This is a genomic window from Kaistia adipata DSM 17808 (genome assembly GCF_000423225.1).
Taxonomy (GTDB): domain Bacteria; phylum Pseudomonadota; class Alphaproteobacteria; order Rhizobiales; family Kaistiaceae; genus Kaistia; species Kaistia adipata.
In genome coordinates, this window is sequence record NZ_AUHO01000010.1 from 108,603 (window position 1) to 125,468 (window position 16,866).

Annotated in this window: 13 protein-coding genes, 1 tRNA gene and 1 pseudogene; 7 read left to right on the forward strand and 8 right to left on the reverse strand. The window is 66.8% G+C overall.

Annotated elements, in window-relative coordinates:
- The first annotated feature begins 675 nt into the window (after positions 1-675).
- Positions 676-765 (forward strand) — tRNA-Ser (locus G539_RS0109385).
- A gap of 178 nt (positions 766-943) precedes the next feature.
- Here the strand turns inward: G539_RS0109385 and bioD are convergent.
- From bioD to G539_RS0109405, 4 genes and pseudogenes are all read right to left on the reverse strand, one after another.
- Positions 944-1,570: pseudogene (bioD, locus tag G539_RS24255) on the reverse strand (dethiobiotin synthase); the annotation flags it as partial.
- Positions 1,567-2,580 (reverse strand): biotin synthase BioB, encoded by a 1,014-nt coding sequence (bioB, locus tag G539_RS0109395; protein WP_029074970.1) that lies wholly within the window; start codon positions 2,578-2,580, stop codon positions 1,567-1,569. The pseudogene bioD and the gene bioB, both read right to left, overlap by 4 nt.
- The gene (locus G539_RS0109400; protein ID WP_029074971.1) at positions 2,577-3,143 is read right to left on the reverse strand and encodes a biotin transporter BioY; all 567 of its coding nucleotides are present in this window, start codon (positions 3,141-3,143) and stop codon (positions 2,577-2,579) included. The genes bioB and G539_RS0109400 overlap by 4 nt, the downstream gene beginning before the upstream one ends.
- 86 nt (positions 3,144-3,229) lie before the next feature.
- Positions 3,230-3,898 carry a GntR family transcriptional regulator gene (locus G539_RS0109405; protein WP_029074972.1) on the reverse strand — a complete coding sequence of 223 codons (669 nt, stop codon included), beginning with the start codon at positions 3,896-3,898 and terminating at the stop codon, positions 3,230-3,232.
- A gap of 800 nt (positions 3,899-4,698) precedes the next feature.
- On the opposite strand from G539_RS0109405, the gene G539_RS0109410 reads away from it, so the two are divergent.
- From G539_RS0109410 to G539_RS24260, 5 genes are read left to right on the forward strand one after another with little or no spacing between them, the layout of a single operon-like run.
- Positions 4,699-5,778, forward strand: coding sequence for an ABC transporter substrate-binding protein (locus G539_RS0109410; protein WP_029074973.1), 1,080 nt, complete (start codon positions 4,699-4,701; stop codon positions 5,776-5,778).
- Positions 5,779-5,838: 60 nt separating this feature from the next.
- Positions 5,839-7,350, forward strand: coding sequence for a sugar ABC transporter ATP-binding protein (locus tag G539_RS0109415; RefSeq protein ID WP_029074974.1), 1,512 nt, complete (start codon positions 5,839-5,841; stop codon positions 7,348-7,350).
- A gap of 9 nt (positions 7,351-7,359) precedes the next feature.
- A complete protein-coding gene (locus G539_RS0109420; protein ID WP_029074975.1) occupies positions 7,360-8,307 on the forward strand; it encodes an ABC transporter permease in 948 nt (315 codons plus the stop codon).
- 2 nt (positions 8,308-8,309) lie between these two features.
- Positions 8,310-9,293, forward strand: coding sequence for an ABC transporter permease (locus tag G539_RS0109425; RefSeq protein WP_051231249.1), 984 nt, complete (start codon positions 8,310-8,312; stop codon positions 9,291-9,293).
- 29 nt (positions 9,294-9,322) lie between these two features.
- Positions 9,323-10,084 (forward strand): alpha/beta hydrolase, encoded by a 762-nt coding sequence (locus tag G539_RS24260; RefSeq protein ID WP_035830906.1) that lies wholly within the window; start codon positions 9,323-9,325, stop codon positions 10,082-10,084.
- Between the two features lie 58 nt (positions 10,085-10,142).
- Here the strand turns inward: G539_RS24260 and G539_RS0109435 are convergent, their stop codons facing one another.
- From G539_RS0109435 to G539_RS0109450, 4 genes are all read right to left on the reverse strand, one after another.
- The gene (locus tag G539_RS0109435; protein ID WP_051231315.1) at positions 10,143-12,017 is read right to left on the reverse strand and encodes a dipeptide ABC transporter ATP-binding protein; all 1,875 of its coding nucleotides are present in this window, start codon (positions 12,015-12,017) and stop codon (positions 10,143-10,145) included.
- A complete protein-coding gene (locus G539_RS0109440; protein WP_029074978.1) occupies positions 12,017-12,937 on the reverse strand; it encodes an ABC transporter permease in 921 nt (306 codons plus the stop codon). The genes G539_RS0109435 and G539_RS0109440 overlap by 1 nt, the downstream gene beginning before the upstream one ends.
- A gap of 13 nt (positions 12,938-12,950) precedes the next feature.
- Positions 12,951-13,940 carry an ABC transporter permease gene (locus tag G539_RS0109445; RefSeq protein WP_029074979.1) on the reverse strand — a complete coding sequence of 330 codons (990 nt, stop codon included), beginning with the start codon at positions 13,938-13,940 and terminating at the stop codon, positions 12,951-12,953.
- Between the two features lie 112 nt (positions 13,941-14,052).
- Positions 14,053-15,621 (reverse strand): ABC transporter substrate-binding protein, encoded by a 1,569-nt coding sequence (locus tag G539_RS0109450; protein ID WP_029074980.1) that lies wholly within the window; start codon positions 15,619-15,621, stop codon positions 14,053-14,055.
- 381 nt (positions 15,622-16,002) lie between these two features.
- Between G539_RS0109450 and G539_RS0109455 the strand changes: the two genes are divergently transcribed.
- Positions 16,003-16,776 (forward strand): DeoR/GlpR family DNA-binding transcription regulator, encoded by a 774-nt coding sequence (locus G539_RS0109455; protein ID WP_051231250.1) that lies wholly within the window; start codon positions 16,003-16,005, stop codon positions 16,774-16,776.
- Positions 16,777-16,866 lie beyond the last annotated feature (90 nt).

Below are 16,866 nucleotides of genomic sequence, written 5' to 3' on the forward strand. Positions count from 1 at the left end.
TCGTCCTCGCCGCGCGGCGGCCCATTCGCATCCCGCTGGATCGAGACTTCAGTCTGGCCGCTTCCGGTCGGACCGCGTCGGACGCGGAGCCGTCGGAGGCTCGCGGCGGGTCGGCTCAATCAAACGCTTCGGGGAGAGGGCGGCGTGACTGTCGAGGGGCAGCCGCTTGTCGCGGTTCCCATTCTCGCCACGCGGCGGGCCGATCGCGCCAGGGTTGGATCGAGAGGTTCTGGCCAGATCGCGCAGTCGTCCGGTGTCGGCATGTCGGGCGCGGAGCTGTCGGTCGATGCGGGCTGCTCCCGGCCTGGCGGGAGGCTTGGGCCGGAGGGGTGGCGTATCCGCCGGCGGGGCGAGCCGGCTGTTTCGGATTGGGGGCCTCGAAGTCGGCGGGCCGATCGCGCCAGGGTTGGATCGAGATCTTTGGCTTGGCCGCTTCGGGCCGACCGGCGCCGGCCGGTCGGACGAATGCCATCGGCCGGCATGCGGCGTGCCCGCCGGCCCGGTTGGAAACCGGATAGCCCTGCCGGCGCGCTTCCGGGCGCGATCGAGGCTGGCGTGGCCGGATCGTCACGGGGCGGCCATCTCCGTCCACAAGCCGGGGGAAAGTTCCGAAGGCCCTTGTCATCCCGCGTCGACCCATGTATCAGGCCAATCGCGCCGATTGAGCGCCACCGCGGAGAGGTGGCAGAGTGGTCGATTGCACCGCACTCGAAATGCGGCATACTCGCAAGGGTATCGGGAGTTCGAATCTCCCCCTCTCCGCCATTTAACTTCGTGACATCGCGGGCTCTATAGTCGCTCTGCCGATCTATGGGCGGCCTTTGGTGCTTGTTAGGGCGCGGCCTTCGCTGGCAGGGCGCGACCGGGGTTCTTCCTCTCGCGCCATTGTGCGGCGCGGCCCGCCTGCCGGGCGCGTCTTGCGATCATCGCGTCTGCGGCGTGGAAGAAAGTCCTCGCTGCGAAACGCCTCTCCGAAAGCCCGCTCGAGCGTATCCGCCGACAGGGGCCGAAGCCGGGGGAGGCGGCCCAGGCTCGGCACGCCGCCCATCGCGGCGATGATGCGCTCGGTCTCCGCTTCAGCCTCCCCGATGAAGGCGACGCCCAGCACCGGCACGCCTCGCCGGCGCAGCGCCTCCAGCGACAGCAGCGTGTGGTTGATCGTGCCGAGCGCCGTCCTGGCGCAGAGCACGACGGGAAGGCGCCAGCGCGCGAAGAGATCGGCGAAGGTCGTGGTCTCCGTCAGGGGAACCAGCACGCCGCCGGCGCCCTCGATGACGAGCGGCCGGTGCGTCGGCGGCGGCTCGAGCGCCTCGGGGGCGATCACGACGCCCTCGCGCGCCGCGGCGAAATGCGGCGAGGCCGGCAGCTTCAGGCGGAACGCTTCGGCGTGGATGCGATCGCCGCCGGCGCGGGCGAGACGGGCGACCGTCTCGCTGTCCGTCTCGTCGTCCAGCCCCGCCTGCACCGGCTTCCAGTAGTCGGCTCCCAAAAGGCCGACGAGGCCGGCCGCGAACACCGTCTTGCCGATGCCGGTGTCGGTGCCCGTGACGACGATGCGCGGCGCCGTCACCGCGCCGCCCGTGGGGTCGCGGGGCGCATGCCGAGCTTCGCCAGCAGCGCGGCGTCCTGCTGGCGCTGCGGATTGCCGGTGGTGAGGAGCACGTCGCCGCTGAAGATCGAATTGGCTCCGGCCAGGAAGCAGAGCGACTGGGTCTCGTCGCTCATGGCGTGGCGTCCGGCGGACAGGCGCACCACGCTTTCCGGCATCAGGATCCGGGCGAGCGCCACCAGCCGCACGAAGGCGATTGGGTCGACCGGTTCGCCCTTGTCCATCACCGGCGTTCCCCGGATCTCGTTCCACAGGTTGAGCGGCACGCTTTCCGGCGGCGGATCCAGATTGGCGAGGAGGACCAGCATGCCGATCCGGTCGGCGATCGTCTCGCCCATGCCGACGATGCCGCCGGAACAGACCTTGATGCCGCCGTCGCGGACATGGCCCAGTGTTTCCAGGCGGTCGTCCATCGTCCGCGTCGTGATGATCTCGGGGTAGAACTCGCGCGAGGTGTCGATGTTATGGTTGTAGTAGTCGAGCCCGGCCTCGCGCAGCCTGGCGACCTGGTCCGGCGCCAGCATGCCGAGCGTCACGCAGGTTTCCATCCCCAGCGCCCGCACGCCGCGCACCATGGCGCAGACCTTGTCCATGTCGCGGTCCTTGGGGCTTCGCCAGGCCGCGCCCATGCAGAAGCGGGTGGCGCCGCCTTCCTTCGCCCGCCGCGCCTCGGCGACGACGCGCTCGACCTCCATCAGCTTCGTCGCCTTGACGCCGGTGTCGTAGGCGGCCGATTGGGAGCAATAGCCGCAATCCTCGGAGCAGCCGCCGGTCTTGATGCTGAGCAGGCTCGCCTGCTCGATTTCCGTCGGGTCGAAATGCCGACGATGCAGGCTCTGGGCCCGGAACATCAGCTCCGGCAGCGGCAGGTCGTAGAGCGCGACCGCCTCCGCTTCGGTCCATGATCGGCGGGGTTTCCCCGCCTGCGTCGCAGGCGGGGAAACCGTGGTGACGCTTGCCTGGCCGATCATCGGCCGATCGTCCCGATGAAGCGGGCGGGCACGATGGCGGCGCCCGTCGCGACCATGGCGATGTTGATGAGGTCGCCGAGGATGAACGGCGTGAAGCCGAGCGCCAGAATGTCCTTGGCCGGCACGAACAGGCCGAGCCACGGCAGGCCGACGGCATAGGTGACGGCGAGGCCGGCCAGCATGGCGACGGTGCGGCCGAGCGTCTTGCGGCCCTCGGCCAGCGCGCCGGTGACGAAGCTCGCGGCGAGATAGCCGAGCAGATAGCCACCGGTCGGCCCCATCATGTAGGCGAAACCGATGCCGCGCTCGGGGGAATCGGAGAAGACCGGAAGGCCGGCGGCGCCGACCGCGAGATAGCCGAAGAAGGTTAGCGTGGCGAGGCGGGGCCCGGTGGCAATCGCGATCGCCATGACGGCGAGCGTGTGCAGCGTCATCGGCACGGGCCAGGACGGAATGTGGATCTTGGCGCACAGCGTGATCAGCGCGATGCCGGCGACGACGGCGGCGGCGGGGCGCGCGAGGCTGCGGGCGTTGCGGGACGCGAGGGGGAGGGCCGAACTCATGAGAACTCCAATTATAGATAATTATCGAATCTATCTATAATAGAATCCACATGGTGCTGAGTTGTGCAAGGCTCTATCTATAAAATCTAGCCAACAATAGCGAAGGCGTCGCGCACGCGGCCGCCCGACGCCGTAACTGGTCGCCTTCCGATCCACTGTACATGCCCGGCCAGCGTCGCGCAGGCCGCCTCGACCTGGCGGGCGCGCAGCGCGGCGAGAATGGCGCGATGATCGTGGTCGGTCCGCGCTTCCCAGTCGGCGCGCCACGCCGCGAACAGGAAGCGTGCGCTGGCGGCGTGCAGATCGTCGATCGAGGCCAGGAGGCGCGGCATGCCGCAGGGCGCCAGAATCAGCCGGTGAAAGCGCCGGTTGGCGTCTTCCCAGGAGCGGACGTCGCGCGATTCGTCGCCCGCCTTCGTCGCTGCCTCGGCCTCGTCGAGGATGGCGGCGGTCAGGTTGGGCGCGGCGTGGCGCAGCGCCAGCACCTCGAGCGCGGCGCGCATCTCCGCCACTTCCTTGACCTCGGCCAGGTTGAACGAGGCGACCCGGACGCCGCGGCGTGGCTCGCTGACGGCGAGCCCCTGCGCCTCGAGCCGGCGGAACGCCTCGCGCACCGGCACATGGCTGGCGCCGAATTCCTCGGCGACGTGATCCTGCCGCAGGCGCGACCCCGGCTCGATCTCGCCGGCGATGATGCGGTCGGCCAGCGCGCGGCTGATCCGCACCGCGAGCGTGTCTTCTTTGGGCTTGCTCATGATTTATAGATATTTTTTCGCGCGACGGTTGTCGATGGCGGACGGCATGTGCGGACCGAGAAAGCCCGGTGCGTGCGCCGGTTCCCTGGCAAAAGCCTGGAAGATAATGAAGAAGCTGCCGCCCGCCCGTCGAATGGTGGAACGTCAGCCGGCTTCATGCCTGCAAGAACCGTGTCGTTTTTTAGCCTCGGCTCTCCCGTCCCTCGGTCAAGGCGAGGGTTGCGGCGGCGAGTTTGATCGCCGCGGGCCGGATCGGGATGCGGGCCGGTTGACCCGGAGTTCGACCGGATCGCAGCCCATAGCTTCCGTCATGTTCGATTTCCGGGGAGTAGCTCGCTGTGTGCGCCCAATACCTGTGCCCACTACTTGCAGGCCATGACGCAAGCTGATGACGATCCGGACCAATCCACCTCGTGTGGAACGTTTGACATTCGATTTTCTTTCGCTTAGCGATCGATATAGCTTAAAAGCGAAACTGACGCTGAACGCCGGGGGGCAAGGGTGAAGTTCGGGCAAGATTTTAGGATCGTGACGCCGGCGGTGTGATCGCCGATGACAGCGCTCGCAATGTCGTGGATTCCGCTTCTCGCGCCAAGGCGCGGGCGGCCGCCGCGATAGGGAGGACGAACGCGCCCGGCTCGCTTAGCTCATTCTGGAATTTCGAGGTTGGATCGTCGGGTCGGCGCGCAGAGCGGGCCTGCCGATCCCTGTCAGGTCGGGCCCGTCATCGGCGGAGCCCGGGGGAGACGTCCCGCGAGGAGGATCGCGGGATCATCGGCATTTTTGTGGGAGGAGAAACCATGCAGACGAAACTGGCGAAACTCGGCAGAAGCACGCTTGTCGCCTTTGCCATGATGGGGGCCACCTCGGCTTTTGCCGAAGAGGTCAGTCTGATGAAGGGCGTCATTCCGCGCGAAGGCGACGACCGGATGACGACGGCGGACCAGTTCAAGAAGCCCGGTCCGTGGAAGATCGGCATGAGCCATTTCGGCTTGAGCAACACCTGGACCATCCAGATGGCGCATGACGCCGAGTTCGAGGCGAAGAACAATCCGAACATCACGGATTTCCTGTTCCGCAACGCTGACCTGAACCAGACCAAGCAGGTCGCCGACATCGAGGACCTGATCGCCCAGGGCGTCGACGCCATCATCATCACGCCGCTGACGCCGACCTCGGCCGATGCCGGCATCAAGAAGGCCGTGGCCGCCGGCATTCCGGTCATCGTCCACACCGGCCTCACCGACACCGAGGAATACACGGTCGACATCCAGGGCGGCGGCAATTACTTCGGCCGCGTCATGGGCGACTTCCTGGTGAAGCAGCTTGGCGGCAAGGGCAATATCTGGGTGCTGCGCGGCGTGCCGTCCCATCCGGAGGACATCAACCGCTATCAGGGCCTCGTCGACGCCATCAAGGGCACCGACATCAAGATCGTGTCGGAAGACTACGGCACCTGGGAATATGACGGCGGCAAGAAGCTCTGCGAGGCCTTCTATCTCAGCAATCCCGACGTCCAGGGCATCTGGTCGTCCGGCGCCGACATGGCGCGCGCCTGCGTCGACGTCTTCAACCAGTACGGCGCCGAGATGCCGCCGATCTCCGGCGAAGGCAACAACGGCTTCTTCAAGTTCTGGCGTGACAACAAGCTGACCTCGATCGCTCCGGAATACGGTCCGGAACAGGGCGCTGCCGGCGTGCGCGCCGCTGTCGCCCTGCTCGAGGGCAAGCCGCTGCACAAGCGCTACGTCTACAATCCCGAGCCGATCACCGCCGAGACGCGCGACACCTACATCCGCGAAGATCTCTCGGACGCTTATTGGTTCCCGACCGCTCTGTCGGAAGAGAAGAAGCAGGAATATTACGGCCTGAAGAAGTAACACGACTTTGGGAAGCCGCGGCCCGCAGCCGCGGCTTCCCGATCTCGCGAAGGAAGCGCCATGGCCGCCCCGCTGATTGAACTCCTCGATATCTCGCGCTCGTTCGGCAGCACCCGCGCCGTCGACGACGTCAGCCTGACCGTCCAGTCGGGCTCCGTCCACGCCGTCACCGGCGAGAACGGCGCCGGCAAGTCGACCCTGATGAAGATCCTCGCCGGCGTCATCCGCCCGGATGCGGGAACCATCCGGCTCGAAGGCTGCGAAGTACATTTTTCGTCGCCGCTCGGCGCGCTCGGACACGGCATTTCGACCGTGTTCCAGGAATTCACCTTGATCCCCAATCTGACGGTCGCGGAAAGCATCTTCCTGGGCCGTGAGCCGATGCGGCGCTGGGGCGGGATCGACTATCCGAAGCTCCGATCCGGCGCCGCAGCGGCCCTGGCGCGGCTTGAGTCCGCCATCGATCCGGACGGCATGGTGCGCAATCTGACCGTCGCCGAGCAGCAGATCGTCGAGATCGCCAAGGGGCTGTCGGCCGATGCGCGGGTCTTCATCTTCGATGAACCGACCGCCGCGCTGAACTCCGCCGACGTCGAGAAGCTGACCCGCCTGATCCGCGACTTGAAGGCGCGCGGCAAGGCGGTCCTCTACATCTCGCATCGCCTGGAAGAGATCTTCGCGCTCTGCGACACCGTCACGGTGATGAAGGACGGCCGCCATGTCGCGACCCGGCCTACAGCCGAACTGAACGAACATGATCTGGTGGCGATGATGGTCGGGCGGGAGCTGTCGAGCTTCTTCCCGCCGCGCGCCGGAACCGTGGGCGAGCCCATCCTTACCGCCGACGACCTTCGCGTCACGGCCGCCGCGCCCTCGGTCAGGCTGAAGCTGTATCGGGGCGAGATCCTCGGACTGGCGGGCCTCGAGGGCCAGGGCCAGCGCGGGATCGCCCGGGCCCTGGCCGGCATCGAGCCGGCAGAGGCGGGCCGGATCGAGAAGACTGACCGCGACCAGAAAAGGCAGGCGCTGCCGGTCGATGCTGGTATCGGCCGCACGCTGGCAAGCGGCATCGGCTTCGTGCCGGAAGACCGCAAGGGCGAGGGCCTGTTCCTCGATCTGGCGATCCGCGACAACATCGCGCTCGGCGTCGAGACCGGCCGCCCGTTCTGGACGCTGGCGCCCAACACCACCGCCGTCATCGGGTCGATGATGCAATCAATGAACATCCGCGCCCGCAACGCCGACGCCATCGTCGGATCGCTCTCCGGTGGCAACCAGCAGAAGGTGCTGATCGGCCGCTGGCTGTCGTCCGGCGTTGACGTGCTGATCATCGAGGAGCCGACGCGCGGCGTCGATGTCGGCGCCAAGGCGGAGGTCTACAAGCTGCTCAGGGCGTTTTCGGATGCTGGCGGCGCCGTGCTGGTGCTGTCGCGCGAGACACCGGAACTGATCGGCCTGTGCGACCGGCTGCTCGTCGTGCATGGCGGCGCCATCGTCGCCGAGATGGCGGCGGACGGCGCCACCGAGCACGACATTCTCCATTCGGCCATCGGTTCGCGGCAAGCAGCATAGGGATCCATCATGGCAATGCTCTCGGCCCTGCTGCCCGCTCCCCGCAATTCGCGCGCCGGCCCTTGGTATCTCGTTCTCGCCTGTCTCGTCGTTGTCGTTGCGGTCGTCTCCTGGTCGGCGCCGCTGTTCCTGACGCCCGGCAATCTCTCCAATGTCGCGGCGCAGATCACGCCGCTGGTGATCACAGCCATTGGCCAGACCCTGGTGATCATCACCGGCGGCCTCGACCTCTCGGTCGGCTCGCTGATCAGCCTGACGACGGCGATCATCGTGCTCGACCTGCCGGGCTGGGCGATGGTGCTGCTGGCGATCGCCGCGGCGGTTACCGTCGGCACCGTCAATGGTGTCGGCATCGCCTACCTGAACGTCCATCCGATCATCATGACGCTGGCCTCGATGAGCGTCGTGCAGGGCGTCGCGCTGATCACCCGGCCGGTGCCGGGCGGCACCGTCCCCGGCTGGATCTCGGGCGCGGTGAATGAAAGCCTGTTCGGCCTGCCGGCGGCGCTCGTCTGGATCGCCGTCGCCATCATCCTCGCCGCCTTCCTGATCTACCGCACGCGGTTCGGGCTGCATCTCTTTGCGATCGGCGGCAATCCGAACAGCGCGCTGATGAACGGCGTCCGGGTACGGCGCAACATCGTGCTCACCTACATCCTGTCGTCGCTGTTCGCGATGGGCGCTGGCTTCTTCCTGGCCGGCCGCATCGCCTCCGGCGACGCCAATGTCGGCACGGTGTTCGGGCTCGATTCGATCACGGCAGTCGCGCTCGGCGGCACGTCGCTTTCCGGCGGCGTCGGCAGCCTCGTCGGCACGGTGCTCGGTTCCGTCCTCGTCGGCGTCATCGGCAACGGCATGAACCTGATGAACGTCTCCGCCTTCCTGCAGATCGTCATCAAGGGCGCGCTGCTCCTCGCCGTCGTCTCGGTGCAGCGGCGCAAGCAGATCGGGCTCTGAGCATGGCACACACCCTCGAAGCCTCGTCGAATGCCGGCGGTGCCAACCACTGGGTCCGGGCCCTCGGCCGTCGCCTGATCGAAATCCCGCCGGCCTATTTCGTGCTGGCGGCGGTGCTGATCGCCATCGCGCTGCTCAACCCCAACCTGATGAAGCCGCAGGTGCTTCTGACCTTCATCCGGCAATCGGCGCCGCTCGGCGTCGCCGTGCTCGGACAGTTGATGGTGATGCGGGCGCGTTCGATCGATCTTTCGATCGGTGGCGTCTTCATCATCACCAATTACCTGCTCACATCGGGCCTGCTCGGTGGCCAGCCGGTGGCCGTTCTGGTGCTGGCGCCGCTCGTCGTCGGCCTCGTGGTCGGCCTCGTCAACGGCGCGCTGATCGCGCTGGTTCGCGCCTCGGCCGTCATCGTCACGCTCGGCGTCTCGATCATCCTGACCGGCATCGTGCTGTTCATGAGCAGCGGCCGGCCGCCTGGCCGGGTGCCGGACGAACTGCGCGCGATCGCCAATGCCCGCATCGACGTCGTGCCGGTGCCCGTCATCATCTGGGTCGTCGCGGCCGTCATCGTCGCGGTGCTGCTCAAGACGCTGATCTTCGGCCGCTACCTGACCGCGATCGGCTCCAATCCGCAGGCGGCCCGCTTCTCCGGCCTGCCGCTGCCGCGCATCGTCGTCACCACCCATGTGCTGTCCGGCCTGCTGGCGGCGCTAGGCGGCGTGATGTTCACGGCAGCGCTGGGCGTCGGCAGCGTCAAGTTCGGCCCCGAGATCATGATGAACTCGATCGCCGCGACGATCCTGGGCGGCGTCACCTTCGGTAGCGGCCGCGGCGGTGTCGCCGGTCCGTTCGTCGGCGTCGTCGCCTTCGCGCTGCTGTTCGCGCTGATGACCGTGTTCGGCATCCAGGAGCCGGGCAAGCTGATCGTCCAGGGCACGGTGATCGCCGTCGCCGCCATCATCTACGGAATGCGGACGCGCTGAGGGCGCGCCATCTTCGAGGGAGGAACTTCATGACACCCGAACAATACCGCGCCGGCGGCCAGCCCTTCCTGATCCCGGGCAACGAGGTCGGCGTGCTGCTGTCGCACGGCTATACCGGCACCACTTCCGGCATGCGTTATCTCGGCGATTACCTGCACGAGCGCGAAGGCTGGACGGTGCTGGCGCCGCAGCTGAAGGGCCATGGCGACAGCCCGGCCGCGATGGCGAAGACGACGGCGACCGACTGGATCCGCTCGCTCGAGGAAGGCCTCGACACGCTGAGCCAGACCTGCTCGACCATCTTCATGGCCGGCCTCTCGATGGGCGGCTGCCTGACGCTCTACATGGCGGCGCAATATGCCGACCGGATCAAGGCGGCGGTGCCGATCAACGCCTGCCTCTATTTCGGCGTGCCCGGCCTCGCCGAGCTTGCCTATGCCAAGGACGCGCCGGAATACATCGTCGGCGTCGGCAATGACGTGAAGGACCCGGACGTGATCGAGGTCGCCTATCGCGAGATTCCGATCCCGACGATCAAGGAAATCTACGGCCTGATGAACATCACCCGCGATCTGCTGGTCAAGGTGACCTGCCCGACGCTGGTGATGGTGTCGCCCGACGACCATGTCGTGCCGCCGAGCAATGCCGGCGTGATCCTGAACGGCATCTCGTCGAAAGAACGGCGCCAGCTGATCCTCGACAATTCCTTCCATGTCGCGACCATCGACTACGACAAGGAAATCATCGCCGAGGAAACGCGGCGCTTCTTCAAGGAACAGCTCGCGGGCTGATGTCTCCTGCGCCGCCCGCCGGGCGGGCGGCGCAGTCTTTTCCAGCGATCCCTCGCGGCTAGTGCGCGAGCTCGGGCGCCGGCAGGCTATTGCGCGGCAGGTGGCAGGCGCTGGCGTTGCCGTCGGCATAGATCGTCTGGCTCGGGTCGTCGGTGGCGCAGCGATCGAAGGCGAACGGGCAGCGCGTGCGGAAGCTGCATCCGGGCGGGATGTCGATCGGATCCGGCGGCTCGCCTTCGAGCAGATAGGTCCCGGTGCGATAGGGCTTGGCCTCGACCGTCGGCACGGCGCTGAGCAGCGCCCGCGTATAGGGATGCGCCGAACGCCAGTACATGGTGTCGTTGTCGGCGAGCTCGACGATGCGGCCGAGATACATGACCGCGATGCGGGCGCAGACGCGGCGCACCATCGCCAGATCGTGCGAGATATAGACATAGGTGATGCCGCGCTTCACCTGCAGCGTCTCGAACAGGTCGAGGAGCTTCGCCTGCTCCACCTGGTCGAGCGAAGATAGGGTCTCGTCGAGGATCAGCAGTTCCGGCTCGAGCACGAGGGCGCGGGCGATGTTGACGCGCTGGCGCTGGCCGGCCGAAAGGCCGATCGGCAGCTGGTTGTAGAGCGTCGGCGCCAGGCCGACTTCGGCCATCACGTCCTTGACCTTCTGCTCGATCTCGCGCCGGTTGCCGAGGCCGTGGATCAGCAGCGGTTCGGCGATGGTGCGGCCGATCGAGGCGTGCGCGGCGATGGCGTTGTAGGGGTCCTGCAGCAGGAGCTGGAACCGGCGCCGCAGGCCGAGCAGGTCTCGCCCCTTCAGGGTCGCGATGTCGCGGCCCTCGAACTGGATCTCGCCGGCATCCGGCTGCTCGAGGCAGCTCAGCAGCCGGGACAGCGTCGATTTTCCGCAGCCGCTTTCGCCGATGATGCCGAAATTCTCGCCCCGGCGCACGGTGAACGAAACACCCCGCACGGCGCGAACCTGGCGCTCGGCGAAGATCGCCTTGCGGTCGCGCACGCGGTAGGTCTTGTCGACGTCGCGGACATCGAGAACGACGGTGTCGGAGGACGGCTCCGGCGGCGCTTCGGCCGTCGCCCAGATCTTCGGCACCTTGGCGATCAGTTCCTTCGTGTAGACGTGCTCGGGGGTGGCGAGCAGGCCCGTGACCGACTGGCGTTCGACGATGTGGCCGCGATCCAGCACGATCATGTCGTCGGCGATCTCGCTGACGATGCCGAGCGAGGACGAGACGAAGACGATCGAGGTGTCGAAGTCCTTCTGCAGATCGCGCAGCAGCCGCAGGATCTGCGCTGCCACCGTGACGTCGAGCGGCTGGGTGATGTTGTCGGCGATCAGCAGCTTCGGGTTGGAGACGAGCGCGTCGACGATCATCGCGCGCTGCATCATGCCGCCCGAGAACTGGAACGGATATTCGTCGAAGCGCTGCTTCGGCGACGGGATGCGGACGGCATCGAGCGTGTCGATGACGCGCTGGCGTGCCGCCTGCGGGCTCAGTTCCGGCGCGACGGCGCGCAGCTTTTCCAGGATCTGGTGGCCGACCGGCACGGTCGGATCGAGGGCGCTGGTCGGATTGGCGCCGATATAGGCGATCTCGCGGCCACGCAGTCCGGCCATGGTGGCGGCGGGCAGGGTGAGCAGGTCGCGGCCGTCATAGCGCACGCTGCCCCTGGTGATGGCGAGCGGCGGCTTCAGCCAGTTGACCATGGCGCGCGACAGCACCGTCTTGCCGGAGCCGCTCTCGCCGATGATGCCGAGCACGGAGCGCGGCGCGACGGTCAGGTCGATGTCGGAGAGGATGCTGCGCTCGCCGGCGGCGGTGCTGACCACCACCGAGAGGCCGCGCACTTCCATGACGGGCGCGACGCTGGCCTGCGGATTGTTCGCCGAGGCCGTCTTGGTTGCCAGGGACGCCGACATCATTCCCCTCCCTGCAGGATGTGGTTGCGCGCGCGTTCGAGGACGCCGCCCATGAGATTGAGGCTGCCGAGCGCCAGCGCCAGCAGCACGCCGGGGACAATGGTGATCCACCACGCGTTGAGCAGATACTGCGTGCCGGAGGCGATGATGGTGCCGAAGGTCGGCGTCGGCGGCTGGATGCCGATGCCGATGAAGCCGAAGATCGCCTCGAAGATCATCATGCGGGCGACGTCGAGGACGGCGACGAAGGCGATCGGCGGCAGGATGCTCGGCGCGATGTGGCGGACCATGATGCGCAGGTCGCTGGCGCCGAGGATCTTGGCGGCGCGGACATATTCCTTCTGCCGCTCGGCCAGCGTGACGCCGCGGGCGACGCGGGCATAGACCGGCCAGCTGGCCAGGATCAGCACGGCGATGATGGTGAGCGGCGAAGGCCGCGACATGCCGAGCACCGTGATCGCCAGGATGACGACCGGGATCGACATCTGCACGTCGGTCAGCCGCATCAGGATGACGTCGGTCAGGCCGCCGCGATAGCCGGAATAGATGCCGATGGCGCAGCCGAGGATGAACATGCCGACGACGCTGACGACGCCGATGGCGAAGGCGTTGCGCAGGCCGATCAGCGAGCGCAGCAGCAAGTCGCGGCCGAGCTGGTCGGTGCCGAGGAAATGCGGAAGCTTGCCGCCCTCCATGAAGATCGGCGGCAGGAACTTGTTGGCGACGCTCATCTTGGTGGCGGAGGCGTCGATGACGTAGGGGCCGAACAGCGTCAGAAGTGTCAGCGCCAGGAAGATCGACGCGGCGAGCTTCATTTCGGTCTGGCCCCAGGCGCGGCGCAGGATGCGCGCGGTGACGCCGCGATATCTGGTCTTGGGTGTGGCCGGCGAAGCGGCGGCCGTAGCGGTCGAGCTCGTCATGGGGTGCCGTCCTTCAGAATTTCAAGCGGCGATCGATGGTCGTCGAGGCGAAGTCGACCAGCATGTTGATCGCGACGAGCGCGGCGCTGGCGAGGATCGCGACGGCCTGGATGATCGGGAAGTCGCGCTGGAATACGGCGTTGATCGTCAGCATGCCGATGCCGGGATAGGAGAAGATGTATTCGACGACGAACAGGCCGCCGAGCAGCATGCCGATCATCTGCGCGCCGAACAGATTCAAGAGCGGCACGGCGGCGTTGCGCAGTACATGCTTGGCGACCATCGTCCGGCGCGACAGGCCGCGCACCAGGCCGACATCGAAATAGACCTCGCCGAGATTGGCGGCGACCGAGACGGAGATGGCGCGGATCATCACCGGCGACAGCTCGATGGCGAGCACCATGGCGGGAATGATGGTGTAGGCAAAGCCCTGATAGCCGATGGCCGGCAGCCAGCCCGTCTTAGCGGAGAGCAGGAAGATCAGCACGACGCCGACCCAGATGTTCGGCAGCGAGACGAAGAGCGAGCTGACATAGAGCCCGAGCCTGTCCGGCCATTTCCCGGCCCGGAGGCCGGCGCCGAGCCCGATCGGGATCGCCACCAGGAAGGCGAAGGCGATGCCGAGCGCCGCCAGCTGCAGGCTGTAGGGCAGGGCATTGGCGATCAGGGCGGAGACGGAAGCGCGCGATTCGGGATTGTAGCCGACCGCGTCCTGCGAGCCGCCGGCGCTGCCGCCCTGCGCGCCTCGAATGAAGGAGCGGCCGAAATCGCCGGTCGTGACCTGACCCATGAAGCGTCCGAACTGGACGTAGATCGGATCGCGCAGGCCGAGCTCGGTCGCCTTTTCCTCCAGAGCCGTCGCCGAGGCCATCGGGCCCAGGATGATGCGGATGGGGTCGCCCGGGACGATCCGGAGCAGGGTGAAGATCACGAAGGCCACCAGGATGACGATCACCACGCCCTGGCTGATGCGCCGCAGGAAGAATTCGATTGCGAAGGCCATGGATGCCGTCCCGGAAACGAAGAAGGGGGTCGAGCGCACCGTCGGCGCGCCCGAGGCCGCGTGACCGGCCCGGCGGTGGTCAGACCGCCAGGCCGGGGAAGGTCGGCTTGCCTCAGAACAGCTTGGCCTTGCTCAAGTCGATCGGGCCATTCGGGTAGAAGTAGGCGCCCTCGAGGTTCTTCGACATCGCGCGCAGCGAGACGGCCGAGAACAGCGACAGGCTCGGGACCTTGGCGGCCAGCAGCGGCAGGGTCTCTTCCTGCAGGATCTTCTTGCGTTCCTCGGCCGTCTCGGCGCCGCGCTCCTTGTCGAGCGCCGCGTCGATCTCCGGATCGTTGACGCCGTTGATGAGCGCGAACTTCGAATAGTAGTTCGGGCGCAGCACCAGATCGGGCTCCGGCGAGCCGGTGATCCAACCGACATCGATGATGTGGCCCGGGCCCTGGCCGTCGGCGCGACGATAGATCTGCTCTTCCCAGGCTGCCGGCTCGAGCGTCGTCAGCTTCACCGGGAAGCCCTGCTCCAGCAGCATGGCCGTGACCAGCTCGCCATATTCGCGCGTCTTCGGATAGAAGCCGACCGAGGTGATGTATTCGAGTTCCGGCAGGCCCTGGCCGTTCGGGAAGCCGGCCTCCGCCAGCAGCTTCTGGCTCAGCTCGGGGTCATATTTCGGATAGTTCGGCACGTCGGTGAAGCCGAACTTGACCGGCGAGATGTGGCAGTTCGAAGCCTCCGCGGCATCCCCCATCAGGGCGAGGATCTGGTCGCGGTCGATGGCGTGGACGGCTGCCATGCGGACGCGGATATCGTCGAAGGGCGGCTTGTTGCAGCGGAAATGCAGATATTTGTTCTCGCTCGACAGGCCGCGATTGGTGACGATGTTGGCGTCGGCCTTGAGCGATTCATACTGCTCCGGCTCGAGGCGCTCCGTCAGGTGGTACTGGCCGTTCAGCAGGCCGAGGACGCGGGTGTTGGCGTCGGGGACGTAGTTCCACAGCAGCGTGTCGATATGCGGCTTGCCGTCGTAATAGGCCTCGTTGGCCTTGAAGACGATCTGGTCGCCCTTGGTCTCCTGGTAGCGGAACGGGCCGGTGCCGTTCGGGCGCTGCTTGAGCTGGTTCGGATCGGCGACATCCTTGGCCGAGAGAACCGGCAGGAAGGCGGCGACATACCAGAAGTTCAGCGCCGGATAGCCGAATTTCTCGGTCTTCAGGCGCACGGTGTAGTCGTCGACGATCTCGACCTCGACCTGGCCAGGATACCAGGCGGAAGCGGGCCGGCTCGGCTGGCAGCCATATTCGTAGGTCGCCTTGACGTCCTCGGCCTTGAACTCCTTGCCGTCATGGAACTTGACGCCCGGGCGCAGCTTGTATTCCAGCGTGTACTTGTCGATCAGCTTCCATTCGGTCGCCAGGTCCGGGAGGATCTCGCCCGGATTCTCCGCCGTCATCAGGCATTTGGTGAGTCGGCTGAACACCAGCATCTCGGCGGTGATCTGCGGCGCGATGGTGTGCGAGGTCGGGTCCCAGCTGCTCGTCACGGTGCCGGCGGCAGCGAAGACAAGCGGCTTCGATTCCTGCGCGAAGGCGGCGCCGAACGGCCCCGTGCCCGCGCCGACCAGCAGGGAGCCGGCGCCGAACGCCGAAGCGCCGGCCAGAAATGTGCGTCTCGTGGTGTTCATGAATGAGTTCCCCTTCATTCGGTGGTGGCTTCGGCCGCCCTTCCGGTCCCCGGATCGCAGCCTCGCGACGACCGCCCCTCAGCGATCCCGCACCTCAACTGGCCAGCGGCCCCGCTGGCTGGGTCAAACGGCAGCTGGTCTTGCGCCGGCGTCGCGGCGCGACGTGTCCCGTCGAGCCGCGCGCCTGATAGCCGTTAGCCCGAATATGGTATATACTGTGACCGTTCAGTCAATCCGATCCGCGAGAATTATTTGCCGGCCCATTTTTCGGGCACCTGCCCCGACCGAAGCGCCGCGGCCCCGTCGCGGCCGGCCTCCGCGATTGCGGGGCGCAGGGGGGTCGGCTATTTTCCCCTCGCCGAAAAACCGTGCGGAAAGCCAATGACATCCAGCCGTTTCAGTCCCGAACAGCGCCGCACCATGATCATGGATATCGCCCGCGAGAAGGGGCGCCTCCTGGTCGAGGATCTCGTCCAGCAATTGTCAGCATCCAGCGAGACGATCCGGCGCGATCTCAACCAGCTCGCCGCCAGCGGTGCGCTGCGGAAATTCCATGGCGGGGCCTGTTTGCCGTCCTTGGCCGAGGAAAACCCGTTCTCCATCCGCATGTCGGAGCAAACGGCCGGCAAACGGGCAATTGCCCGCAAGGCGGCGAGCCTGTTCGGCAATGGCGAGACGATGTTCATCGACACCGGCACGACGACGCTCTTCTTCGCCGAGGAGCTGGCGCATGCCAGCAATCTGTCGGTCGTCACCAATTCGTCGGCGATCGCCGCGGCCCTGTCCGGTCCAGCCAATAACGTCTTCCTGCTCGGTGGCCTCTATCAATCCGACGCCGGGCAGACGACCGGCGAGGCAACCATCGAGCAAATCAGCAATTTCCGTGCCGCTCATGCCGTCCTGACCATCGGCGCCATCCACGGCCGCAACGGCGTCATGGATTTTTCGCTCGGCGAGGCGCAGGTGGCGCGCGCCATGATCGAGCAGGCCGATCGCGTCACGGTCATCGCCGATCATTCGAAAGTCGGCCGCGGCGCGTTCGCCAAGGTTTGCCCGCTCGACGTCATCGATCGCTTCGTCACCGACCTGCGGCCACCGGCGGAAACCATGGATGCGCTGCTGGCCGCCGGCATCGAGGTCATCATCGCCGACTAGGCTGCCGACGCTTCGCCGTTGTCCTTCGCCCGCGCCGCGCGCTGCCGTTACGGACTCTCGCGAGGTCCGGGGCAACGCGTCGGCGATGGA